Origin of the sequence: Bacillus sp. FSL R5-0523 (assembly GCF_037975295.1) — a bacterium.
In the GTDB taxonomy this organism is placed as follows: Bacteria; Bacillota; Bacilli; order Bacillales; family Bacillaceae; genus Bacillus; species Bacillus subtilis.
This window is the reverse complement of the sequence record NZ_CP150251.1, coordinates 3,314,244-3,338,714: the sequence shown is the minus strand read 5'-3', so window position 1 is coordinate 3,338,714 and position 24,471 is coordinate 3,314,244. Positions and strand designations below refer to the sequence as shown.

General features: G+C 45.9%; 21 protein-coding genes and 1 other annotated feature. Of the genes, 17 read left to right on the top strand and 4 right to left on the bottom strand.

Annotation, left to right across the window (positions count from 1 at the left end; genetic code table 11):
- Position 1: 1 nt before the first annotated feature.
- The 3 genes from ganQ (at position 2) to ganB (ending at position 4,304) form a co-directional block, all read left to right on the top strand.
- The gene (ganQ, locus tag NYE53_RS17160; RefSeq protein WP_133954058.1) at positions 2-853 is read left to right on the top strand and encodes an arabinogalactan oligomer ABC transporter permease GanQ; all 852 of its coding nucleotides are present in this window, start codon (positions 2-4) and stop codon (positions 851-853) included.
- Positions 854-871: 18 nt separating this feature from the next.
- Positions 872-2,935 (top strand): beta-galactosidase GanA, encoded by a 2,064-nt coding sequence (gene ganA, locus NYE53_RS17155; protein ID WP_339245833.1) that lies wholly within the window; start codon positions 872-874, stop codon positions 2,933-2,935.
- A 79-nt stretch (positions 2,936-3,014) separates the two neighbouring features.
- Positions 3,015-4,304, top strand: coding sequence for an arabinogalactan endo-beta-1,4-galactanase (ganB, locus tag NYE53_RS17150; RefSeq protein WP_339245830.1), 1,290 nt, complete (start codon positions 3,015-3,017; stop codon positions 4,302-4,304).
- 53 nt (positions 4,305-4,357) lie between these two features.
- Here ganB and rsbP read toward each other — a convergent pair whose 3' ends face one another.
- On the bottom strand, positions 4,358-5,569 hold the full coding sequence (gene rsbP / locus NYE53_RS17145; RefSeq protein ID WP_339245827.1) for a phosphoserine phosphatase RsbP: 1,212 nt from the start codon (positions 5,567-5,569) through the stop codon (positions 4,358-4,360).
- A 35-nt stretch (positions 5,570-5,604) separates the two neighbouring features.
- Positions 5,605-6,414 (bottom strand): sigma factor SigB/phosphatase RsbP regulator RsbQ, encoded by an 810-nt coding sequence (gene rsbQ, locus NYE53_RS17140; protein ID WP_339245823.1) that lies wholly within the window; start codon positions 6,412-6,414, stop codon positions 5,605-5,607.
- 285 nt (positions 6,415-6,699) lie between these two features.
- Here rsbQ and NYE53_RS17135 point away from each other — a divergent pair, with 285 nt between their 5' ends.
- The 9 genes from NYE53_RS17135 (at position 6,700) to NYE53_RS17095 (ending at position 16,047) form a co-directional block, all read left to right on the top strand.
- Positions 6,700-7,605: an ABC transporter ATP-binding protein gene (locus tag NYE53_RS17135; protein ID WP_339245820.1), complete on the top strand. Its 906-nt coding sequence runs from the start codon at positions 6,700-6,702 to the stop codon at positions 7,603-7,605.
- The gene (locus NYE53_RS17130; RefSeq protein WP_015384679.1) at positions 7,606-8,343 is read left to right on the top strand and encodes an ABC transporter permease; all 738 of its coding nucleotides are present in this window, start codon (positions 7,606-7,608) and stop codon (positions 8,341-8,343) included.
- A gap of 3 nt (positions 8,344-8,346) precedes the next feature.
- A complete protein-coding gene (gene yvfT / locus NYE53_RS17125; RefSeq protein ID WP_339245816.1) occupies positions 8,347-9,462 on the top strand; it encodes a two-component system sensor histidine kinase YvfT in 1,116 nt (371 codons plus the stop codon).
- A gap of 16 nt (positions 9,463-9,478) precedes the next feature.
- On the top strand, positions 9,479-10,081 hold the full coding sequence (yvfU, locus tag NYE53_RS17120) for a two-component system response regulator YvfU (RefSeq protein ID WP_015251201.1): 603 nt from the start codon (positions 9,479-9,481) through the stop codon (positions 10,079-10,081).
- Between the two features lie 174 nt (positions 10,082-10,255).
- Positions 10,256-10,972, top strand: a complete 717-nt coding sequence (gene lutA, locus NYE53_RS17115) for a lactate utilization iron-sulfur protein LutA (RefSeq protein WP_024573483.1) — start codon at positions 10,256-10,258, stop codon at positions 10,970-10,972.
- Positions 10,973-10,998: 26 nt separating this feature from the next.
- The gene (gene lutB, locus NYE53_RS17110; protein ID WP_014665427.1) at positions 10,999-12,438 is read left to right on the top strand and encodes a lactate utilization iron-sulfur protein LutB; all 1,440 of its coding nucleotides are present in this window, start codon (positions 10,999-11,001) and stop codon (positions 12,436-12,438) included.
- On the top strand, positions 12,438-13,160 hold the full coding sequence (lutC, locus tag NYE53_RS17105) for a lactate utilization protein LutC (protein ID WP_339245814.1): 723 nt from the start codon (positions 12,438-12,440) through the stop codon (positions 13,158-13,160). Before lutB ends, lutC begins: the two co-directional genes overlap by 1 nt.
- 107 nt (positions 13,161-13,267) lie before the next feature.
- The gene (locus NYE53_RS17100; RefSeq protein ID WP_339245812.1) at positions 13,268-14,302 is read left to right on the top strand and encodes a glycoside hydrolase family 18 protein; all 1,035 of its coding nucleotides are present in this window, start codon (positions 13,268-13,270) and stop codon (positions 14,300-14,302) included.
- Between the two features lie 97 nt (positions 14,303-14,399).
- Positions 14,400-14,635: a binding site (T-box leader), on the top strand.
- A 68-nt stretch (positions 14,636-14,703) separates the two neighbouring features.
- On the top strand, positions 14,704-16,047 hold the full coding sequence (locus NYE53_RS17095) for an amino acid permease (protein WP_003228313.1): 1,344 nt from the start codon (positions 14,704-14,706) through the stop codon (positions 16,045-16,047).
- Positions 16,048-16,087: 40 nt separating this feature from the next.
- Here NYE53_RS17095 and NYE53_RS17090 read toward each other — a convergent pair whose 3' ends face one another.
- Positions 16,088-17,005, bottom strand: a complete 918-nt coding sequence (locus NYE53_RS17090; RefSeq protein ID WP_021480626.1) for a DMT family transporter — start codon at positions 17,003-17,005, stop codon at positions 16,088-16,090.
- 99 nt (positions 17,006-17,104) lie between these two features.
- On the opposite strand from NYE53_RS17090, the gene NYE53_RS17085 reads away from it, so the two are divergent.
- On the top strand, positions 17,105-17,983 hold the full coding sequence (locus tag NYE53_RS17085) for a LysR family transcriptional regulator (RefSeq protein WP_003228316.1): 879 nt from the start codon (positions 17,105-17,107) through the stop codon (positions 17,981-17,983).
- A gap of 156 nt (positions 17,984-18,139) precedes the next feature.
- Positions 18,140-19,150: an LLM class flavin-dependent oxidoreductase gene (locus NYE53_RS17080; RefSeq protein ID WP_327828604.1), complete on the top strand. Its 1,011-nt coding sequence runs from the start codon at positions 18,140-18,142 to the stop codon at positions 19,148-19,150.
- A gap of 48 nt (positions 19,151-19,198) precedes the next feature.
- Here the strand turns inward: NYE53_RS17080 and araR are convergent, their stop codons facing one another.
- Positions 19,199-20,287: an arabinose utilization transcriptional regulator AraR gene (araR, locus tag NYE53_RS17075; RefSeq protein ID WP_003243070.1), complete on the bottom strand. Its 1,089-nt coding sequence runs from the start codon at positions 20,285-20,287 to the stop codon at positions 19,199-19,201.
- 203 nt (positions 20,288-20,490) lie between these two features.
- Here araR and araE point away from each other — a divergent pair, with 203 nt between their 5' ends.
- The 3 genes from araE to gap all read left to right on the top strand — a co-directional run bounded on the left by araE (position 20,491) and on the right by gap (position 24,259).
- Positions 20,491-21,885, top strand: coding sequence for an arabinose-proton symporter AraE (araE, locus tag NYE53_RS17070; protein ID WP_003243899.1), 1,395 nt, complete (start codon positions 20,491-20,493; stop codon positions 21,883-21,885).
- Positions 21,886-22,182: 297 nt separating this feature from the next.
- The gene (cggR, locus tag NYE53_RS17065; RefSeq protein ID WP_017695173.1) at positions 22,183-23,205 is read left to right on the top strand and encodes a gapA transcriptional regulator CggR; all 1,023 of its coding nucleotides are present in this window, start codon (positions 22,183-22,185) and stop codon (positions 23,203-23,205) included.
- 46 nt (positions 23,206-23,251) lie between these two features.
- Positions 23,252-24,259 (top strand): type I glyceraldehyde-3-phosphate dehydrogenase, encoded by a 1,008-nt coding sequence (gap, locus tag NYE53_RS17060; protein ID WP_003219957.1) that lies wholly within the window; start codon positions 23,252-23,254, stop codon positions 24,257-24,259.
- Positions 24,260-24,471 lie beyond the last annotated feature (212 nt).

Below are 24,471 nucleotides of genomic sequence, written 5' to 3'. Positions count from 1 at the left end.
TATGCTGGCAGATATGAAAGTCAGAAAATATATCCGTCTCCTTTTCTCTTACTTGTTGCTAGCCTTTATGGCGGTCATCATTGTTTATCCTCTCCTTTGGACGGCAGGCGCAAGCTTTAACCCTGGCAACAGCTTAATCAGTACATCCATCGTTCCGAAGCATCCGACATTCGACCATTACAAGGAATTATTTGCGGGCAAAGAAAGCCTTCAATATGTGCAGTGGTATGTCAACTCAATGAAGATCAGCCTGTTTACAATGGCAGGGTCTTTGCTCTGTGTGACATTTACAGCCTATGCGTTTTCGCGCTTTCGCTTCAAAGGCAGGAAATACGCTTTAACGCTCTTTTTATTGCTGCAGATGATTCCTCAGTTTTCAGCTTTAATTGCCTTGTTTGTGCTGGCGCAAATCTTGGGAATGATCAATAGCCATTGGCTGCTAATCTTGCTTTATATCGGCGGCCTGATCCCGATGAATACGTATTTGATGAAAGGGTACATGGATTCCATTCCGATGGATTTAGACGAAAGCGCCAAGATTGACGGAGCCAGCAGCACCAGAATCTTCTTCCAGATCATTCTGCCATTATCAAAACCGATGGCGGCAGTCGTGGCCATGAACGGCTTTACCGGTCCGCTCGGAGATTTTGTGCTGTCCTCAACCATATTGAGAACGCCTGAATCATATACATTGCCCGTCGGTCTATTCAATTTAGTGAATGATGTCATGGGGGCCAGCTATACGACATTTGCGGCCGGAGCCCTGCTTATCAGCATACCGGTTGCCGTCATCTTTATTATGCTGCAAAAGAATTTTGTGTCCGGATTAACCGCAGGCGGAACGAAGGGCTAAGAGAACAAGGAGGAGAATGTGATGTCAAAGCTTGAAAAAACGCACGTAACAAAAGCAAAATTTATGCTCCATGGGGGAGACTACAACCCCGATCAGTGGCTGGATCGGCCTGATATTTTAGCCGATGATATCAAGCTGATGAAGCTTTCTCATACGAATACGTTTTCTGTCGGCATTTTTGCATGGAGCGCACTTGAGCCGGAGGAGGGCGTATATCAATTTGAATGGCTGGATGATATTTTTGAGCGGATTCACAGTATAGGCGGCCGGGTCATATTAGCAACGCCGAGCGGAGCCCGTCCGGCCTGGCTGTCGCAAACCTATCCGGAAGTTTTGCGCGTCAATGCCTCCCGCGTCAAACAGTTGCACGGCGGAAGGCACAACCACTGCCTCACATCTAAAGTCTACCGAGAAAAGACACGGCACATCAACCGCTTATTAGCAGAACGATACGGAAATCACCCGGCGCTGTTAATGTGGCACATTTCAAACGAATACGGGGGAGATTGCCACTGTGATCTATGCCAGCATGCTTTCCGGGAGTGGCTGAAATCGAAATATGACAACAGCCTCAAGACATTGAACCATGCGTGGTGGACCCCTTTTTGGAGCCATACGTTCAATGACTGGTCACAAATTGAAAGCCCCTCGCCGATCGGTGAAAATGGCTTGCATGGCCTGAATTTGGATTGGCGCCGGTTCGTCACCGATCAAACGATTTCGTTTTATAAAAATGAAATCATTCCGCTGAAAGAATTGACGCCTGATATCCCTATCACAACGAACTTTATGGCTGACACAGCGGATTTGATCCCGTATCAGGGCCTCGACTACAGCAAATTTGCAAAGTATGTCGATGTCATCAGCTGGGACGCTTATCCTGTCTGGCACAATGACTGGGAAAGCACAGCTGATTTGGCGATGAAGGTCGGCTTTATCAATGATCTGTACCGAAGCTTGAAGCAGCAGCCTTTCTTATTAATGGAGTGTACGCCAAGCGCGGTCAATTGGCATAACGTCAACAAGGCAAAGCGCCCGGGCATGAATCTGCTGTCGTCTATGCAAATGATTGCCCACGGTTCGGACAGCGTTCTCTATTTCCAATACCGCAAATCACGGGGGTCATCAGAAAAATTACACGGAGCGGTTGTGGATCATGACAATAGCCCGAAGAACCGCGTCTTTCAAGAAGTGGCCAAGGTAGGCGAGACATTGGAACGGCTGTCCGAAGTTGTCGGAACGAAGAGGCCGGCTCAAACCGCGATTTTATATGACTGGGAAAATCATTGGGCGCTCGAGGATGCTCAGGGGTTTGCGAAGGCGACAAAACGTTATCCGCAAACGCTTCAGCAGCATTACCGCACATTCTGGGAACACGATATCCCTGTCGACGTCATCACGAAAGAACAAGACTTTTCACCTTATAAACTGCTGATCGTCCCGATGCTGTATTTAATCAGCGAGGACACCATTTCCCGTTTAAAAGCGTTTACGGCTGACGGCGGCACCTTAGTCATGACGTATATCAGCGGGATTGTGAATGAGCATGACTTAACATACACAGGCGGATGGCATCCGGATCTTCAAGCTATATTTGGAGTTGAGCCTCTTGAAACGGACACCCTGTATCCGAAGGATCGAAACGCTGTCAGCTACCGCAGCCAAATATATGAAATGAAGGATTATGCAACCGTGATTGATGTAAAGACAGCTTCAGTGGAAGCGGTGTATCAAGAAGATTTTTATGCGCGCACGCCAGCGGTCACAAGCCATGAGTATCAGCAGGGCAAGGCGTATTTTATCGGCGCGCGTTTGGAGGATCAATTTCAGCGTGATTTCTATGAGGGTCTGATCACAGACCTGTCTCTTTCTCCAGTTTTTCCGGTTCGGCACGGAAAAGGCGTCTCCGTACAAGCGAGGCAGGATCAGGACAATGATTATATTTTTGTCATGAATTTTACGGAAGAAAAACAGCTGGTCACGTTTGATCAGAGTGTGAAGGACATAATGACAGGAGACATATTGTCAGGCGACCTGACGATGGAAAAGTATGAAGTAAGAATTGTCGTAAACACACATTAGGCTGATGCTCCGCTCGATATGGGCGGATTCTTTTTTCTATAGAATGAAAACGCTCACTAAGTCTTGGGGGGATGAAATCATGAAAAGCAAAGTGAAAATGTTCTTTGCGGCTGCCATTGTGTGGAGTGCATGTAGTTCAACAGGATATGCCGCTGCCATTGAGAAGGAGAAGCACGTGTCAGAGCTTCGGACAGAGGATCTTTTTGTTAAAAAAGTAGAGGGGATGAACAAGGACTTTATCAAAGGGGCAGATGTATCCAGCGTTATTGCTTTGGAAAACAGCGGTGTCACCTTTTACAATACAAGCGGAAAACGCCAGGACATCTTTACAACCTTAAAACAGGCGGGGGTCAACTATGTTCGCGTCCGCATCTGGAATCACCCGTATGATTCAAATGGCAATGGGTATGGCGGGGGGAACAATGATGTTCAAAAAGCCATCGAAATCGGAAAAAGAGCGACAGCGAACGGAATGAAGGTGCTGGCCGACTTTCACTACTCTGATTTCTGGGCCGATCCAGCGAAACAAAAGGTGCCCAAAGCCTGGGCGAATCTCAGCTTTGAAGCAAAAAAAGCAAAGCTCTATGAGTATACGAAACAAAGCCTGCAAAAGATGATCAAGGAAGGCGTTGACATCGGCATGGTTCAGGTCGGAAATGAAACAACAGGAGGATTTGCCGGTGAGACTGATTGGACGAAGATGTGCCAATTATTTAATGAAGGAAGCCGAGCGGTCAGGGAGACAAATTCAAATATTTTGGTCGCCCTGCATTTTACCAATCCTGAAACGGCTGGAAGGTATTCATTTATTGCGGAAACACTCAGCAAAAACAAAGTGGATTATGATGTGTTTGCGAGCTCCTATTATCCTTTCTGGCATGGGACATTACAAAATTTGACCTCCGTGCTGAAGGCTGTTGCCAATACGTACGGCAAAAAAGTCATGGTGGCGGAGACATCGTACACCTATACCGCTGAGGATGGCGATGGGCATGGAAATACAGCACCAAAAAGCGGGCAGACGCTGCCATATCCAATTTCTGTTCAAGGCCAGGCAACTGCAGTAAGAGATGTAATGGAGGCAGTGGCGAATACGGGCAAAGCAGGACTTGGTGTTTTCTACTGGGAGCCGGCGTGGATTCCAGTCGGGCCGAAGACACAGATAGAGAAAAACAAAGTGTTATGGGAAACATACGGGTCAGGGTGGGCGTCCAGCTATGCTGCTGAATACGACCCTGAAGACGCCGGGAAGTGGTATGGGGGAAGTGCTGTAGATAATCAAGCTTTATTTGATTTTAAAGGACACCCGCTGCCTTCCTTGCAGGTGTTTCAATATGCGGAGTCAGGACATATTCCAAAGAAGCGCTGAAACAGAAAAATCCATGAGATGTAACAAATCATTGTTATGTCTCATGGATCATTTTATTTTACATCAACTAATATAAAACATTCGTCATCACTCTTATGATGAGCTTCCTTTTGATGCTCGAGTGATGTAAGGATTTTCTCCTTCAAGTCTGTGATCGGCGAATCAGGATGATCCTTTAGTAAATCAAATAAATAACATGAAGCCGTAGGATCCATCACGCCATCCGTATACAGAAGCAATCTACCGCCCTCCGTGTATGAAAGGCTGCTTGACTGAAACACTAAGTCTTCAAACATTCCGATCGGAGGCGAGGTAGCGTGAAGCAGATGTTGAGTTCCGCTATCGTCCTGCCAAAGTGCCGGCGGATGCCCTGCGTTGACATAATCAATTCTTTGCCGTGCTATGTCAATCTCGAGATAAATAGCAGTGCAATAATGTCTTGCTTCCTCATCATTTTGAAACAAGCTGTGAAGGTGCCGGTCCAATTCCTTCATAACTTTAACGGGGCTGAGACCTTGTGTGATCTGGCGCTGGAACAAAGGATGAAGAGACATCGTAATCAATGCAGATGAAATTCCGTGCCCCATCACATCAAGGATAATAATGCCGTAACGGTGTTCATCGATTTGATAATATCCGTAAAGATCACCTGACAATTCACTCGATGCATTGTAATAAGAGTCAATCTGAACCTGATCGTTTACAATCGGTTCAGTCAACGAGTTTTTCTGGATCTTTCTGGCGAGTTCAAGCTCTCTTTTGGTGTTTAATTTAAATTGTTGATTTTGTTTGTTGATCTCAAGAAGTTCTTCTTGTTTTGCTTTCAGCGTTTCCAAGGCAATTTCTAACTCCGCATTGGCTTTCTGTTTGGCAAGCAAAGCTTCCTGAGCCTCATTTCTGGCTATCAGCAGCTCATTTTCATATTCATTTCGCTTTCGCATTGGAATCAGAACACAATCAAAGACAGAAGCCCCGCTATCGTGTCTCGCAATAGCATTGATAAGGACGGGAATTTCTTCTCCATCTCTTGCTTTCAAGGAAATGTATATTTCTTCGATGTGATGCTCCAATTTCAAAAGCGGAAAAAAATAAAGCTGGCAGAAAAGCTGTGCGGGAATGGTCAACATCATATTCATGTGCTGGCCGATAACCTGCTCCGGTTCATAATCCAGAATCTTGATAAGGGTGCGGTTGGCAGCTATGATCGACCCCTCTTCTGACAAAGCGAGGAAACCGCATGGTGCATCATTCAATTGTTTGTCCATCTAAGAGGGTCACCTCTATCCCTTTCGTTCCTATATCACACGTGTGCTTTTAAATAATCACCGATCAGCTGTATCGTCTCATCTGGATGGCTCATATGAGGGCAATGTCCGCGAGCCTCCATTTGTTTCAGACTGCTATAAGGCAGATGCTGGTGCATATACTTACCTACTGTTGCAGGTGCGATGATATCATCTGCACATTGGAGAATAAGAGAGGGAACCGTTACCTTCGAAAGATCTTCTCGGTGATCAGAAAAAAACGCCGCCTTCGCGAATTGGCGGGCAATGACAGGATCAGTAGAACAAAAACGGCTTTCAAGCTCTTCCTTAATTTCAGGCCGATCTGGCTGATTCAGAACGGTTGCCGCAAATACAGTTGCCCAGCCGATATAATTTTTCTCCATCATCTCCAGCAAGCCAAGGAGCTGCTCCTCTTCAAATCCTCCGTAATACTCAGGCGGATCATTCAAATAGCAAGGAGAAGGCCCCACCATCACCAGATGGGAAAAAAGCTCCGGGCGGCGGATGGATGCAAGCATCCCAATCAAGGCCCCGACGGAGTGCCCCACAAACACGGTTTCCTTCAGATCTAAAGCTTCACAAACATCAAGAACATCCTGGGCATAGCCGTCAAGTGTCTGGTAACGATTCAGGTCATATGCGCGCAAATCTGAATGTCCCGAACCGACGTAATCAAATAAAATCACCTGATGATCTTCTTCAAAGGCAGGTGCCACGGCATTCCACACGCTTTGATCGCATCCAAAACCAGGTGCGAACATGATAGATGCTTTGCCGCTGTCTTTCACCTTCACATGATTTCTAGACAAAATCGCTTCGTTCATGATTGGCTCCTTTCAGCCGGAAAGTAATATAAAGTTCAATATGTCTATCATAACACTCGGATGGTTTGAAGAGTGTATCTTTCTATGAATGTCACAGCAGTTTAAAAGAAAGAGGACATGGGAGATAGAAAAGATGGATGAATTGGAAGATGCAGGAGGAGGATTGCCTAGACACCGGCGGTGAGAAAGAAAATGACATTTGTCACTCCATCATCATGACACCCCATACTAACATCGTCTTCTCCGTCATTTTACAATCAATGTAAACGATCAGGAGGTGCTCATGTGATGAAAGAAGCAGTAACAGTAAGCAACGTGACAAAACATTTCCAGCGAAAAACCGCTGTAAACCACATCAGCTTCAGTATTGAAAAAGGAGAAATTGCAGCCATTCTCGGGCCAAATGGGGCAGGGAAGACGACCGTCATCTCTATGATATTAGGATTGCTGAAACCGAGTGAGGGAGAAATCAAACTATTTAACCGGGTTCCCGATGATCAACAGGTTCGTGAAAAGATAGGTGTAATGCTTCAGGAAGTAAGTGTCATGCCGGGCCTTAAGGTGGATGAAATCCTTGAACTCTTCCGGAGCTATTATCCGAATCCATTGTCCATGAAAGAACTCGTTTCGTTAACAGCACTCACCAAAGAAGATTTGAAAACAAGAGCAGAAAAATTATCCGGCGGACAAAAACGCCGTTTGAGCTTTGCTTTGGCTCTTGCCGGGAACCCGGAGCTGCTTATACTTGATGAACCGACAGTCGGCATGGACACTTCATCAAGACATCGATTCTGGCAGACCATTCACGGACTGTCGGACCAAGGAAAAACGATTATTTTTTCAACTCATTATTTACAGGAAGCAGATGATGCCGCACAGCGAATCCTATTTTTTACTGAAGGACAGCTTGTTGCAGACGACTCACCAATGCAAATCCGCTCAAGAATTCAAAAACAGTCTGTTTCCTTTACGCTTCATCCAAGTGAATCATTGGAAAGGCTGTCTTGTCACCCGGAAGTCGAGAGAGTGATCCACGAGCATGAGAGAACCATCATCCAGACATCAAATACAGACAAAGTGTTGGCGCTGATCTTTCAAGAAAACATCCCAGCACGAGATATTCGAATTGAGCAAGCGACGCTCGATGAGGCATTTCGCCAGCTGGCTGACGGCAACAGGGAGGCGATGTGAGTGAACATGCTGCAAAAGCAAAGCATCGCTGAAATGAAAAGGGTGCTTAGGAACAAGTACTTTGTGCTTTGGTCTCTGATCATGCCGATTGCCTTTTATTATTTCTTTACAAATGTAGTGAATACCAACGTCCCTGATCAACGTGCATGGGAAGCCCATTACCTGATGTCGATGACAGTCTTCAGCGTGATGGGTTCCTCTATCATGACGCTTGGCATCCGAATGGTACAAGAACGGTCACAAGGCTGGGCCGCCTTTATCCGCCTTACGCCTCTTCAGGATCATATCTATTTATCAGCTCAGATGATCGGCCAAAGTGTCATTCACGTTTTATCGATTACCGTCATATTTCTGTTCGGCGCAATCATCAATGATATTGCCTTGTCACCGTTTGAATGGATGATGAGCGGACTGTGGATTTTGTTTGGCGCATTGCCTTTTTTAGCATTAGGCACACTAATCGGCCTCATGAGAAAAGTAGAAACAGCGGCCGGAATCAGTAATGTGCTTTATATGCTGCTGGCTTTAGGCGGGGGGATGTGGATGCCGTTTGAGGTCATGCCTGACATGATGCAGAACATTGGCCAGTGGCTTCCGTCTTATCATTTCGGGAGCGGAGCGTGGGAACTTGTCCGGGGTGGGAGTCCGACTTGGAAAAATATTCTGATATTAATCGCTTATATGATGCTCTTCATGCTACTATCTAAATATATAAGAAGAAAACAAGAAGCGGTGTAATACATGAAAAAGGCAATATTTATTTTCCCGAAGGAATTCGGGTTTTTCCCTTATATCTTTCTGGTGTATACGATTATGCCGTTCCTCTCTTTATTAAAAGAATCAGGTGTCAAACAGGGGATCGGATATGGCATGCTGCTCCTTTTTGTAGCGGCATATCGCCAGTTATTCTGCAGCGTGGGCAAAGCTTCGTTTACATATTGGCTTGTCGTGCAAATGGCGGTTATTTTGATATATAGTGTGTTTTACAATATCACCTATATATACTTAGGTTTTTTCCCGGCAAACTTTGTTGGTTATTACAAAGAGAAAACGAATTTTAACCGTGCGTTCTGCGCTTTAATCTTTATACTGCTTTTTCCATGCCTATACCAATTTATCGCGAATTCGGTCTCGCTCCGGGAGCTTTTTTCTGCTCTCCCGTTTCTCGTCATTATGCTCATTTCTCCATTCGGCATTCGTTCTATGTTTCGGAGGATTGAGCTTGAAAATAAGCTTGCACAAGCCAACGAACAGATAAAAGAACTCTCTAAAAGAGAGGAGCGTGTTCGAATCGCCCGTGATCTTCACGATACTCTTGGCCACACCCTGTCGCTGCTTACATTAAAAAGCCAGCTCATTCAGCGGCTGGCTGCATCTGATCCAGAACGGACCAGGCTTGAGGCAAAAGAAATGGAAACCAGTTCACGCTCCGCACTCAAGCAAGTTCGAGAGCTGGTTTCTGATATGAGAACGGTCACGATAACAGAGGAGCTCGTAAACATTCAGCACATATTAAGAGCGGGGAACATTACCTTTCAATACGAAGGAGCCGACGACTTTTCAGCGATATCTCCCGTCGCTCAAAATATTATCAGTATGTGTATGCGGGAAGCCGTGACTAACATTATCAAGCACAGCAAAGCAACCCACTGTGCCATCACCATTTCTCAGTTTGCTGACAAAATGAGGATCGTGATACGGGATGACGGAAAGGGAGTGGCGAAGGAGAAATTGTTTGGGAATGGCCTGCGGGGAATGGAAGAACGGCTCATGCTCATTGAAGGGGGATTAACGGTTTCAGATCATAACGGAACGGTTGTGGCACTGACGATTCCGCTTATTAAAAAAGCAGAATGATTGGAGGACGAAAAGAATGATTCGTCTGTTTATTGCTGAGGACCAGCGCATGCTTTTAGGCGCTTTGGGATCTTTGCTTGATTTAGAAGAGGATATGACAGTCATCGGACAAGCATTAAACGGGGAAGAGGCGCTACATGCTATTTTGAAGCTGGAGCCGGATGTATGCATTATGGACATTGAAATGCCGGTTCGAAGCGGGCTGGATGTGGCAGAGGAATTAATGAAAAAAGGCTGCGTCAGCAAGGTCATTATTTTAACCACCTTTGCCCGCCCCGGATATTTTGAACGCGCCGTAAAGGCCGGTGCACATGGCTATCTGCTGAAAGACGGCGAAATTGACGATCTGGCCGATGCCATTCGAAAATGTGTAAAGGGAAAACGTGTCTTCAGCCCCGAGCTGACGTTTAATATGATGCGAGACGAAAATCCGCTAACCGTTAGAGAGCAAGAAATTCTGAGGCTTGCGGCTTTAGGCAAGACAACTAAAGACATTACGCTTGAGCTCTATTTATCTCAAGGCACAGTTCGAAACTATATCTCAGAAATCATCCAAAAGCTTAATGCGAAAAATCGGACAGAAGCCGCCAGCATCGCTGAGGAAAAGGGCTGGATTTAACCATATACTGCACTCCTGGAAGATCGGGAGTGTTTTTGATATGCCACAAATGAAAATATCCCTAGAAAACCCTTCCCTTCCATTGTCAGAATAGTGTACGATATTCATATAGTTATTTTAACTCAGGTCATCAGATGACCTGATCATATATTGGGGATGAGAGAGGGGTTCATCATGAAAGTCTCACTTTTTGTCACTTGTCTTGTTGATATGTTTCAAACAAATGTCGGAAAAGCAACGGTTGAGCTGCTGGAGCGGCTTGGGTGTGAGGTTGATTTTCCGGAAGGGCAGATTTGCTGCGGGCAGCCGGCTTACAACAGCGGCTATGTAAATGACGCCAAAAAAGCAATGAAACGGATGATCGAAACGTTTCAGGATTCCGAATATGTTGTCAGTCCTTCCGGTTCCTGCACAACGATGTTCCGGGAGTATCCGCACCTGTTTCAGGATGATCCGAAATGGGCCGATAAAGCGCAAAAGCTGGCGGATAAAACGTATGAACTGACAGATTTTATTGTGAACGTCCTTGGAGTAGAGGATGTCGGCGCGACCCTTCATACAAAAGCGACCTTACATACGTCGTGCCATATGACTAGGCTGCTGGGTGTTCGGGAGGAGCCGATGAAGCTGTTGAGCCATGTGAAGGGCCTGCAGTTTACAGAGCTTCCGGGCAAACATAACTGCTGCGGATTCGGAGGAACGTTCTCAGTCAAGATGGCGCAGATTTCTGAGCAGATGGTCGATGAAAAAGTCGAATGTGTGGAGGAAACGGGAGCAGAGGTGTTGATCGGTGCTGACTGCGGCTGTTTGATGAATATCGGGGGACGGCTTGGCCGAAAAGATAAGAATGTCAAAGTGATGCACATCGCCGAAGTGCTCAACAGCAGATAAAACTGGATTCAGAGGGGGAAAGGATCATGGCGATGAAAATCGGTACTGACGCTTTTAAAGAGCGGGTATCACAGGGGATTGATAATGAATTTATGAGAGGCGCTGTTTCGGGTGCACAGGAGCGTCTGCGGACGCGGCGCCTAGAGGCAGCAGAAGAACTGGGAAACTGGGAGGAGTGGCGCTCATTATCAGAGGAAATCAGGCAGCATGTCCTTGAAAACCTTGATTTCTATCTTGGACAGCTTGCCGAAAATGTGGCGAAAAGAGGCGGACATGTCTATTTCGCGGAAACAGCGGAAGAGGCGTCTTCTTATATTCGCGATGTCATTCAAAAGAAGAACGGGAAGAAAATTGTGAAATCTAAATCAATGGTCACAGAGGAAATCAATCTGAATGAGGTGCTGGAGAAGGAAGGCTGTGAAGTCGTAGAAACCGATCTCGGCGAGTACATTTTGCAGATTGATGATCACGATCCGCCGTCACATATCGTAGCGCCCGCCCTTCATAAAAATAAAGAGCAGATACGCGATGTGTTTAAAGAAAGACTGGACTATCAACATACAGAAAAACCGGAAGAGCTGGTGATGCATGCGCGCGCCATTCTCCGGAAAAAGTTTCTGGAAGCGGATATCGGCATTACCGGCTGTAACTTCGCCATCGCTGACACGGGTTCCGTCAGCCTTGTGACCAATGAAGGAAATGGACGGCTTGTGAGCACCTTGCCGAAAACACAAATTACCGTCATGGGAATGGAACGGATTGTCCCGTCATTTTCTGAATTTGAAGTGCTTGTCAGCATGCTGACAAGAAGTGCTGTCGGACAGCGGCTGACAAGTTATATTACAGCATTGACGGGTCCGAAGCTGGAAGGTGAAGTGGATGGTCCGGAAGAATTCCATCTTGTCATCGTTGACAATGGACGATCCAACATCCTAGGAACGGAATTCCAGTCTGTGCTGCAATGTATCCGCTGTGCCGCCTGTATCAATGTCTGCCCTGTGTACCGCCATGTCGGCGGACATTCATACGGCTCAATCTACTCGGGGCCGATCGGAGCGGTTTTATCGCCATTGCTCGGCGGTTATGACGATTATAAGGAGCTGCCGTACGCTTCTTCACTGTGCGCTGCTTGTACAGAAGCCTGCCCGGTCAAAATTCCGCTGCACGAGCTTCTTCTCAAGCATCGCCAAAACATCGTCGAAAAAGAAGGCAGAGCGCCGATCAGTGAAAAGCTTGCGATGAAAGCGTTCGGACTTGGCGCATCCTCCTTGTCACTATACAAAATGGGCTCAAAATGGGCGCCGGCCGCCATGACACCTTTTACAGAGGACGAAAAAATTTCGAAGGGTCCCGGCCCGCTCAAAAGCTGGACACAGATCCGCGACTTCCCGGCACCGCATAAATCGAGATTCAGAGACTGGTTTGCAGACAGAGAAACAAGTGAACGCACGAAGGAGGAGCAGTGATGACGAAGGGAACCATTCAGAATCAAGAGAGCTTTTTAAACCGAATCGCATCCAGCCTTGGCCGTGAAAGAAGAACAGGAGGCGTGGCAGTTCCTGAGTGGGCGCATCAGCCGCAATATAAAACACTTGAAGGTTATTCAGCGGATGACTTAGTCACAGTGCTCAAAAACCATTGTGTCAAAATCCATACAGAGCTGATTGAAACGGATTCAACCGGCCTTTACGATGCCCTGCGTGAGCAAGTCAGCCGCTTTTCCGGAGGCCCTGTCATCATTCCGAAGGACCCCCGCTTTGAAGAATACGGACTGAAAAGCCTGCTCACCAAGGACTGGCCGAGTGAAGGAACGCCGGTCTGGGAGTGGGATGCTGACAAAGGCGAGAAAAATATCAAAAAAGCGGAGCAAGCCAATGTAGGGATTACATTCAGCGAAATGACATTGGCTGAGTCGGGGACGGTTGTCCTCTTCTCCTCAAAAGACATCGGCCGATCTGTCAGCCTTCTGCCGACGACTTATATTGCGATCGTGCCGAAATCAAGCATTGTACCGAGAATGACACAAGCCAGTGATATCATCCGCCAAAACATTGCGGACGGTGTCACTGTTCCTTCATGTATCAACTACATTACCGGACCGAGCAACTCAGCAGACATTGAAATGGATTTAGTTGTGGGAGTGCACGGACCTGTAAAGGCAGCATATATTCTCGTCTCTGACCGCTGAACTCAGGAAGCCCGGCAGGCATATGCCGGGCTTTTTGCTTGTAAAAACTTCAACTTCCAATTTTTTGGCCGATGAGAAGAGTATGACTTGAAATAGGAGGAAATGCGATGAAAAAATGGCTGATCATAGCGGTTTCACTGGCGATTGCGATTGTTCTGTTTATGTATACAAAAACAGAAGCGAAGGCAGCCGGAATGACACTAGGCTACACGACTGGGGATACGGCTTCATACAATTCTCTTACGAAATATCATACATACATGAATGCCATCGCAACCGATACATTTGCGTTTGAAAAAAACGGACAAATCATTGGCGATGCCCCAACTAAGCAGCTGACATATGCGAAAAAGAAAAAAATCAAGACATGGGCTGTCATTTCAAACTATAATGATGCCATTTATGATTTTGACGGAGATTTAGCGAGTCGAGTCATGAGTAATAAAACAGCGAAAAAACGATTCACAGATCAGTTAATTACACTGGCCAAAAAGCACTCATATTACGGAATCAATATCGATTTTGAAGCAGTAAATCCAGAAGACCGCGCTGCGTACTCGAACTTCATTCAATATGTCTCACAGGCTTTGAACAAGAAACATATTAAAACAATGGTATCCGTTCCGGCCAAAAGCGCCGATGATAAAAATGATGACTGGAGCTGGCCGTATGATTATGCGAAAATCGGCAAATATGCCGACTTCGTACAAGTCATGACCTACGACGAACACGGCATTTGGGGTGAGCCGGGGTCAGTGGCAAGCACAAACTGGATCAAAAGCTCTCTGCAGTTTTCAGTCAAAAAGATCAAAGCCAATAAAGTCATCATGGGAATCCCTGCGTACGGCTATGACTGGGACGTAAAAGACGGAAGTGCCAGCACAATAAGGGAATGGAATGAGCTCAAATCCCTCATCAAAAAACAAAAAGCAAAGCCGGCATTCAACAAAAAATCAGGCTCGATGACATTTTCTTATGTTGACAAAAAGAAGCATAAACATGTCGTGTGGTATGAAAACGAAAAAACCGTTCAAACGAAAAGCCATCTGGCAAAGCAATATAAAATAGCAGGTGTTTCAGTTTACGCATTAGGAAACGAGTCAAAATCCTTTTGGAAAGCCATTCGAAAAGGGACAAAATAACAGTTTCTTTTTTCTCTGAAGTTATTGACAGTTAAAAGAGAAGCACGTATATTATGTTAATATATTCAGATCATAAAATTTGAGTTTTTCAGAAAACTAAAACACATAGATTGGGAGCAGTAAAAGAATGTGATCAGAACAGAGAACTGCGGGGTGGTGCGACGCAGCCTGATTCTTCTTTGAACTCGCCCGGGAGTGGTAAGACGGAACGGAATAGATTGAATATTCCCTATGTTTTAACGGCTAACCTTCGTTACAGGTCAAAAGCAGGATTCTTCATGAAGAATCAACAAGAGTGGTACCGCGGTCAGCCGAAGGCTCGTCGTCTCTTTATCTATTAGATTAGGTAGGAGACGGCGGGCTTTTTTGTTTTTGAAAACGAGAAGGAGAGGTAGAAGAGGATGAAAAACGACAATCAAACGTTAAAACGCACGATGACGTCCCGCCATATTATGATGATGGCGCTGGGCGGAGCAATCGGCGCAGGTTTATTTAAGGGGAGCAGCTCAGCGATCGATGTGGCAGGGCCATCTGTCATTATCGCATACCTGCTCGGCGGGATTATTTTACTGTTTATTATGCAGGGGCTGGCGGAAATGGCTGTTCGAAACCGTAACGCCAGAACCTTCCGTGATCTTGTCCAGCAGGTATTGGGAAATTACGCCGCTTACTTTTTGGACTGGATCTACTGGAAAATGTGGGTGCTTAACATTGCGGCTGAAGCTGTTGTAGCTGCGATTTTCATTCAATATTGGCTGCCGGGCTGCCCGATCTGGGTGTTGGCATTAGGAATTTCTCTTATCGTCACGATTGTAAACTTGCTTTCTGTTAAAATCTTCGCCGAAACTGAATATTGGCTGGCAATGATCAAGATTACCGTTATTATTATCTTTATTATTCTGGGATTGCTGCTCTTATTTGTATCATTCGGTGATCATACAGCATCCGGATTTTCCAACCTGACAGACCACGGCGGATTTTTCCCGCACGGCGGCACAGGGCTGATCACGGCGATGCTTGTCGTCATCTACTCTTACGGCGGTACAGAAATTATCGGTGTAACGCTTGCAGAGACAAAGAATCCGGAAAAGGTTGTCCCGAAAGCTGTCCGCAGCACACTGACACGGATTGTCGCGTTTTACCTGCTGCCGTTTTTCATCATCGTCAGCCTGATTCCATGGAACCAAGTCAATTCCGTTCCGGAAAGTCCTTTCGTGATGGTCTTTAAAATGGTAGGCATTCCGGGCGCGGATCATATCATGAATGCAGTCATCCTGTTGGCGATCATTTCTTCTATGAATTCAGGTTTATACGGATCATCACGCATTTTGTATACACAGGCAAGTGACGGAAGGCTTCCAAAGGTCTTCTCTAAGCTTTCATCGAAAAACGTACCGATGTTTGCGATTCTGATGTGCACTTCTTCTCTCTATATTGGCGTATTGATTTCTCTGTTCGCAGGAAGCCAAACATTTAATTATTTAATGGGATCATTGGGATATACCGTTTTATTCATTTGGCTGATTATCGGATTCGCTCATTTAAAATCGAGAAAACAGCAAACGGAAACACCGGCCTATTATGTAAAATGGTTCCCGTACACGACATGGTTTGCGATTGTGGCATTACTCGCCATTCTGATCGGGGTCATCATGACAACATCAATTGTCATTACTGGCATTACTGCGGCGATCTACCTTTTGATTACAGTTGCATATTTGGTCAAAGGACGCAAGCATCAGTAAATAAGAAACCCTCTTGCCGCATCCGGCAAGAGGGTTTTTATTATTGTGCAGCTTTCTCGTTTATACCAATCGCCGCAGCTTTCTGCGCTTTTGATTTTGTATTCACGAGACAGATGCTCGTGACAATCAGCAGCAGCCCTGCCAAGAGGCTAAGGGTGAGCGGTTCATGCAGGAAAATGGAGCTGGCCACGATTGATATGAGCGGAATCAAAAAAGTATAAGATGCGACCTTGCTTGCTTCTCCTGAACCGACAAGCGTAAAAAAGACAAGCCAGCCGAGCGCGATAACGAATACGGAGATGAACATCAGGCTTGTAATAAACGGAGCTGTCCATTGGATCGCCGAAAAGCTTTCTGTCCAAAAGCCGGATATTAGCAGAAACACGCTTCCGATCGTCAGCTGCAGAGCGACCATCCAGATGGAATCGACGCGGCTGCCTGTTTTTTTCATATATACCGTTCCGAGCGCCCAGCTGATTGCGGAGCCGAGAGCCAGCAGAACCCCAATGACAGAAATATGCCCGCCAAAGCCCGCAGCACTAATGACGGCTACTCCCGCAAAACCGAGGATGAGTCCGATCACTTTCATTACAAACATGGATTCGCCGAGCCACAGCCAAGAAAATACACCCATCAGAACAGGCTGGAAGAAGACGATTGCAGAAAACAGGCCGGCCGGAAGATAATTCAGCCCGATCGTTTGCAGGCCGTAGAATAATGTAATATTTAAAAGAGCAGAAACAAGATAAATCGGCCACGTTTCTTTTAAGCGTAATTTATGAATACGCGGCAGTGCGACAATGACTAATAAAAGCCCGCCGATCAGCGTTCGGATGCCCGCGAACAATAATGGCGGAGAATAGGCGAGCGCGGCTTTGGACAGCGGCCAATTGACGCCCCACATGATGACGAGAAATGCGAGCAGGAGAGCTGTCCGCGTTTTTGAGAGCTGCTTCATTGTTCATTCACTCCTTGTAGAACTTTTCCATCATATGATACGGTAGAACATAAGATAAATAAAATGAATCTTTTTTATAAGGAGCATAAGTAAATTGTTATGACCATTACACAATTAAAGGTTTTTGTGAAAATAGCTGAAACGGGAAGCTTTACAAAAGCGGGTCAGGCGCTGAACATGACACAGCCGGCTGTCAGCCATGCGATTTCTGCGATCGAAGCTGAGCTTGATGTAAAGCTGATCATTCGTGACCGCCGCAATGGCCTGATGCTGACAGATACGGGAAAACAGATCTTAGTACACATTAGAGAAGTCTTAAAAGGCATTGAAAAAGTTGAGCAGGTAGCAGCAGCGGAAAAAGGGCTTGAACTGGGAACGATCCATATCGGCACATTCTCAACTGCCTCGGCTTATTTTATGCCGAAGCTGATCAGTGAATTTAAACAAAAATATCCAAAACTTGAGCTCGTGCTGCACGAGGGAACTGTAAATGAAGTCAAGGAGTGGCTTCATACGCGGATGATAGATGTCGGCATTCTTCTGTATCCAACAGAGGAGATGGAGTACATCCATTTGAAAAAAGACAAAATGGCTGTCGTGCTCAGGGACGATCACCCGCTTGCCAGTCATTCGGCCATTACGCTGAAAGATCTTGACCATGAACCGATGATCGTCTGTGACGGAGGCTATGAATCACCATTTGTCGATATGTTCAGGCAGGCGGGCGCTACGCTGCACCCAGCTTTCACGGTCTATAACATCAACACCTCGATCAGTATGATCAGAGAAGGCCTGGGTCTCGCGATTTTATCAGAAATGTCCATGTCGGGGATGCCGCTTCCGGAGCATGTGGTGACCCGGGAATTGGACCCGCAGGTATACCGTGATGTGCAGCTTGCTGTTCCGTCGCTAAAGGAGGCTTCTCTGGCGGCTAAGCTCTTTATTGAGATGGCTAAGGAGCTGTTTGGAGCAGAATAGCGGGCCACACCGTTCGTTTTACATTGTTCGAATTTCATCGAATCAAATTCTTTTATTCCTGAATGCAGTTGTGTTATGGTGTGATAGAAGTTCTTTCAATCATGACCTGACAGCTTTGGGCTGTTTACTGATAACACATTTGCAAAGGAGAACAATATGTCTAACAACCAACGCAAAGATACCTTGCTTTCTGTCTTGAATTTATCTCCGGTTGTTCAGGGAGGAACGATTGCAGAATCATTCCGAAACAGCATGGACTTGGCGCGCCGGGCAGAGGAATGGGGCTATCACCGTTACTGGCTTGCTGAACATCATAATATAGAAGGTGTTGCAAGCTCCGCCACTGCAGTTTTGATTGGCCATATTGCCGGAGGCACGAAGAAAATCCGCGTCGGTTCCGGCGGCATTATGCTCCCGAACCACTCTTCATTAGTCATTGCTGAACAATTCGGCACACTGGAAACACTGTATCCCGGGCGGATTGATCTGGGGCTTGGACGTGCGCCGGGAACAGACCAATTGACAGCCAGAGCGCTCCGCAGAAACATCAACAGCGGGGAGGATTTTCCAGAACAATTAGAGGAACTGCGCAATTATTTTAAACCGTCAGGAAATGTGCGCAATCAAGTTCGCGCCATTCCCGGAGAGGGCATAGATGTGCCGATTTGGCTGCTGGGCTCAAGCGGCTTCAGCGCCCGTCTGGCAGGTGAACTAGGTCTTCCGTTTGCCTTTGCCGCTCATTTCTCACCAGCGAATACGGTTCCTGCATTGGAGCTTTACCGCAATTCCTTCACGCCGTCAGACGTGCTCGACGAACCGTATGCGATGGTCGGTGTCACCATTATCGCGGCAGATACAAACGAGAAAGCGCAGCACCTTGCGACTTCGCATTATCAAAGGTTTCTTGATCTTGTCCGCGGTACGCCGAACCAGCTTAAACCGCCTGTTGAGGATATGGATCAAATCTGGAGCCCGTATGAAAAAGCGATGGTCAATGAGCAGCTGAGCTCCACGATTGTCGGAGGTCCGGAAGAAGTGAAGGCTAAGCTTGAAGATTTCATCAAAACGACACAGGCTGACGAAATTATGGTTAACTCAGAAACCTTTGAACACGCAGACAGAATGCGTTCGTTTGAAATCATCGCTGACGTTTGGAAAAACAGATAACAGCTATAAAAAAAGCAATGTAGCGGGGAGACCCATACATTGCTTTTTTTATTCATTCAGTTTTCGTGCGGACTGGCGAATGATCAACTCAGGCTCAAATATGACATCCTCTTGCTTCGGCTTTTTATGCTCTAAGCAGTCAATGACATATTTGGCGGCTGCTTTTCCAAGCACTGATTTCGGATGTTTGACAGAGGTTAGTTTCACTTCTGAGATTTGGGCGAAATGTGAATCATCATACCCGACGATAGACATATCCTCCGGCACTTTAAGATCCATCTCCCTCAGCATATCAATCACCTTCAGCGCAATTTCATCGTTATAACAAAGAATGGCTGTCGGCATGTGCTTGCTGTTTTTCTCCAGTGTGGCTTTTACTTTCTCCAGAAGTTTTGATTCTTTTTCTTCCGTTGTAAATGTCACGATCATATCCGGAGAAGGAAACAACTCACGCTCCCGGTGCGCCTGTATAAATCCGTTCATCCGTTTCACGCCTTGTGTGTCATCAGCTTTAAAAATACCCATCATATGCGTGTGGCCGAGAGAAAGCAAATGCTCCGCCGCCATCATCCCGCCTTTCACATCATCCAAGGTAAAACTCGGCGCGGCAAGCTCGGCATATGACGCGTTAATCATCGCAAAAGGAATGCCGTTTTTCTCCAAGTTCAGATAATAGCCGATGTTTGGGGTTTGAAGGGCGCTTTTTGTCGGTTCTACGATGAGTCCGTCAATATGCTGGGACAGCAGGTTTTCTAAGCCTCTTCTTTCGTTGTCCGGGTTGTTGTTTGTGCTTGTCAAAAGCATAGAATACCCCTGCTCGCTTAAATAGGACTCGATTCCTCTGATGATGCTCGGGAAAATATAGTCTGATATGTAGGTTGTCAAAACACCGATCGTTTTATTGGAATGCAGCGCTGACTTAGCAGAGCGTGAAGCGACAAAGGTGCCCCCGCCTTGCACGCTGTACAGCAGACCTTGTGATACGAGGTCTCCGATCGCTTTGCGGATGGTATGCCGGCTGACGCCGAATTGCTGCATTAATTCGTTTTCGGTAGGGATTTTTTGATCGGGCAGTATTTTGCCTTGATTAATCCATGAACTGATTTCTTCTTTTACTTGCGCGTATTTTGGTAACATATCCATTCCTCCAAAATGTATACGGACAAATTTCAGTATATCACAGCGTTCTTTGTAAGAAAACATTGACAGAAAATGCAAACAAGATTATTCTATATTTGTACGTACTAATTAAATGTAATTTTCGTTAAATTTTAATATAAGTACGTACAATTGAAAAGCATAATGTAAACGCTTTACTCAACATTCGGGAGGGCAGGGAAATGAAGAATACTCCAACTCAATTAGAACCAAATGTTCCTGTAACACGAAGCCATTCAATGGGATTTGTCATTTTGATCTCATGTGCGGCGGGGCTTGGCGGCTTATTGTATGGCTATGACACGGCAGTGATTTCTGGCGCCATCGGTTTTCTGAAAGATTTATACAGCCTGAGTCCGTTTATGGAGGGACTTGTCATTTCAAGCATTATGATTGGAGGAGTTGTGGGCGTCGGGATATCCGGATTTTTAAGTGACAGATTCGGCCGGAGAAAAATTTTAATGACAGCCGCTTTGTTATTTGCGATATCAGCAATCGTTTCAGCGCTTTCTCAAGATGTGTCCACCTTAATCATTGCAAGGATTATCGGGGGACTGGGAATCGGGATGGGCTCATCGCTCTCTGTTACGTATATTACAGAAGCGGCACCGCCCGCCATACGCGGAAGTTTATCTTCCTTATATCAGCTCTTTACGATACTGGGTATTTCCGCAACATACTTTATTAATCTAGCTGTGCAGCGGTCTGGAACATACGAATGGGGCGTGCACACCGGCTGGAGATGGATGCTTGCTTATGGAATGGTGCCGTCCGTCATCTTTTTCCTTGTCCTGCTCGTCGTCCCGGAAAGTCCGAGATGGCTGGCGAAAGCGGGCAAAACAAATGAAGCTTTAAAGATCCTGACACGTATTAATGGAGAAACTGTTGCAAAAGAAGAATTAAAGAACATTGAGAACTCTTTAAAAATAGAACAAATGGGGTCGCTCTCCCAGCTGTTTAAGCCGGGGCTCAGAAAGGCGCTTGTCATTGGAATCCTGCTGGCGCTCTTTAACCAAGTCATCGGCATGAACGCGATTACTTACTACGGGCCGGAAATCTTTAAAATGATGGGATTCGGGCAAAACGCCGGATTTGTGACGACTTGTATCGTCGGGGTTGTAGAAGTCATCTTTACCGTTATTGCGGTGTTGCTGATTGATAAAGTCGGACGAAAAAAACTGATGTCCATCGGTTCTGCTTTTATGGCTATTTTTATGATTTTAATCGGGACGTCGTTTTACTTTGAGTTAACAAGCGGGATCATGATGATCGTCCTTATATTAGGTTTTGTCGCTGCTTTCTGTGTCTCGGTCGGACCGATCACATGGATTATGATTTCTGAAATCTTCCCGAACCATCTGCGTGCGCGGGCCGCGGGCATTGCGACCATCTTTTTATGGGGAGCAAACTGGGCGATCGGACAGTTTGTGCCAATGATGATCGATTCTTTCGGGCTCGCCTATACATTTTGGATCTTTGCGGTGATTAACATCCTTTGTTTCCTGTTTGTCGTTACGATCTGTCCGGAAACGAAGAACAAATCGCTCGAGGAAATTGAAAAGCTTTGGATAAAATGAAAACGCTTTAATGAAACAGCCCTTTCTTTGGGAAGGGCTGTTTAAATTGGGATGCACCATTTGGCGCTTTCTGTATAAGATAAAGATATATAGGATAAAATATTGCTGGATAAAACGGCGCGGCATGAAAACTCTGCGAATATTGTCGATGAATTGGCTCTTAACAGTTGAATAAACAATTCCACCCTGTTAAAATAATTAAAGAAAGCAGAAATGATTTTTTTTGGCTATGATGGGACGTTTTTTGTCATAGCGGGACATATAATGTCCAGCAAAAAAGGAAGGAACGTTTGAGTCATGAACCAGTTAATACAAGCTCAAAAAAAATTATTGCCTGATCTTCTGCTCGTTATGCAAAAGAGGTTTGAAATCTTGCAGTATATCAGGCTGACAGAACCCATCGGGCGAAGAAGCCTGTCTGCCAGTCTCGAAATCAGCGAGCGTGTGCTGAGGGGTGAGGTTCAGTTTTTAAAGGAACAGAACCTGGTCGATATTAAGACAAACGGCATGACATTGACAGAAGAGGGCTATGAACTGCTTTCTGTTTTGGAAGATACGATGAAAGATGTTTTAGGTTTGACTCTTTTGGAAAAGACATTAAAAGAACGTTTAAATCTAAAGGATGCCATTATCGTATCCGGAGACAGCGATCAATCCCCATGGGTCAAAAAAGAAATGGGAAGAGCGGCTGTCGCATGTATGAAAAAAAGATTTTCAGGCAAAAATATCGTCGCTGTAACTGGCGGTACGACAATTGAAGCTGTCGCCGAAATGATGACGCCGGATTCTAAAAACCGCGAGCTTTTGTTTGTGCCTGCAAGAGGCGGTTTAGGCGAAGACGTGAAAAACCAGGCGAACACCATATGCGCGCATATGGCGGAGAAGGCTTCAGGCACTTACCGGCTTTTGTTTGTTCCGGGACAGCTGTCACAAGGCGCCTATTCATCTATTATTGAAGAGCCTTCTGTCAAAGAGGTGCTGAACACCATTAAATCAGCGAGTATGCTGGTTCACGGAATCGGCGAAGCTAAAACTATGGCTCAGCGCAGAAACACGCCTTTAGAAGACTTAAAGAAAATAGATGATAACGACGCGGTGACAGAAGCGTTCGGCTACTATTTTAACGCGGACGGCGAAGTGGTTCACAAAGTGCATTCTGTCGGAATGCAGCTGGATGACATAGACGCCATTCCCGATATTATTGCGGTAGCGGGCGGATCATCAAAAGCCGAAGCGATCGAGGCTTACTTTAAAAAGCCGCGCAACACGGTTCTCGTCACAGACGAAGGAGCCGCAAAGAAGTTATTAAGGGATGAATAATCCCTCAATATAAATATCTCTCACTTATTTAAAGGAGGAAACAATCATGGCAGTAAAAGTCGGTATTAACGGTTTTGGTCGTATTGGACGTAACGTATTCCGCGCAGCATTAAACAATCCTGAAGTTGAGGTAGTAGCGGTTAACGATTTAACAGATGCTAACATGCTGGCTCACCTTTTACAATATGATTCTGTACACGGAAAATTAGACGCTGAAGTTTCAGTTGACGGTAACAACCTTGTTGTTAACGGCAAAACAATTGAAGTTTCTGCAGAACGCGATCCTGCTAAACTTAGCTGGGGCAAACAAGGCGTTGAAATCGTAGTTGAATCTACTGGTTTCTTCACAAAACGCGCAGACGCTGCGAAACACTTAGAAGCTGGCGCGAAAAAAGTAATCATCTCTGCTCCTGCTAACGAAGAAGATATCACAATCGTTATGGGTGTTAACGAAGATAAATACGATGCGGCTAACCACGATGTTATCTCTAACGCATCTTGCACAACAAACTGCCTTGCGCCGTTTGCAAAAGTACTTAACGATAAATTCGGCATCAAACGCGGTATGATGACAACTGTTCACTCTTACACAAACGATCAGCAAATCCTTGATCTTCCGCACAAAGACTACCGTCGTGCGCGTGCAGCAGCTGAAAACATCATCCCAACATCAACTGGTGCTGCTAAAGCAGTTTCTCTAGTTCTTCCTGAACTAAAAGGCAAACTGAACGGTGGAGCAATGCGTGTTCCAACTCCAAACGTTTCTCTAGTTGACTTGGTTGCTGAACTGAACCAAGAAGTAACAGCTGAAGAAGTAAACGCAGCTCTTAAAGAAGCGGCTGAAGGCGACCTTAAAGGAATCCTTGGCTACAGCGAAGAGCCATTAGTTTCTGGCGACTACAACGGAAACAAAAACTCTTCTACAATCGATGCTCTTTCTACAATGGTTATGGAAGGCAGCATGGTAAAAGTAATCTCTTGGTACGATAACGAAAGCGGCTACTCTAACCGCGTTGTTGACCTTGCAGCTTACATCGCAAAAAAAGGTCTTTAATTTATAGCTGAAAAAGGACCTGACTTGGTTCTTTCGAATAGAAGCGCTATAATGAAAGCGGACAAGGGAAGGGGACGGACTCCCTTTCCCTTTTTCCATGAAGACCGGCTTTCAGAAAACGCTCTGTGATAGAGAAACGACCGCGTTTTAAGCAGCTTTGCCGGCGCTTTCGCCTAAGGCCGCTGCCCTGGCTTTTAGACGAACTGCCCTGT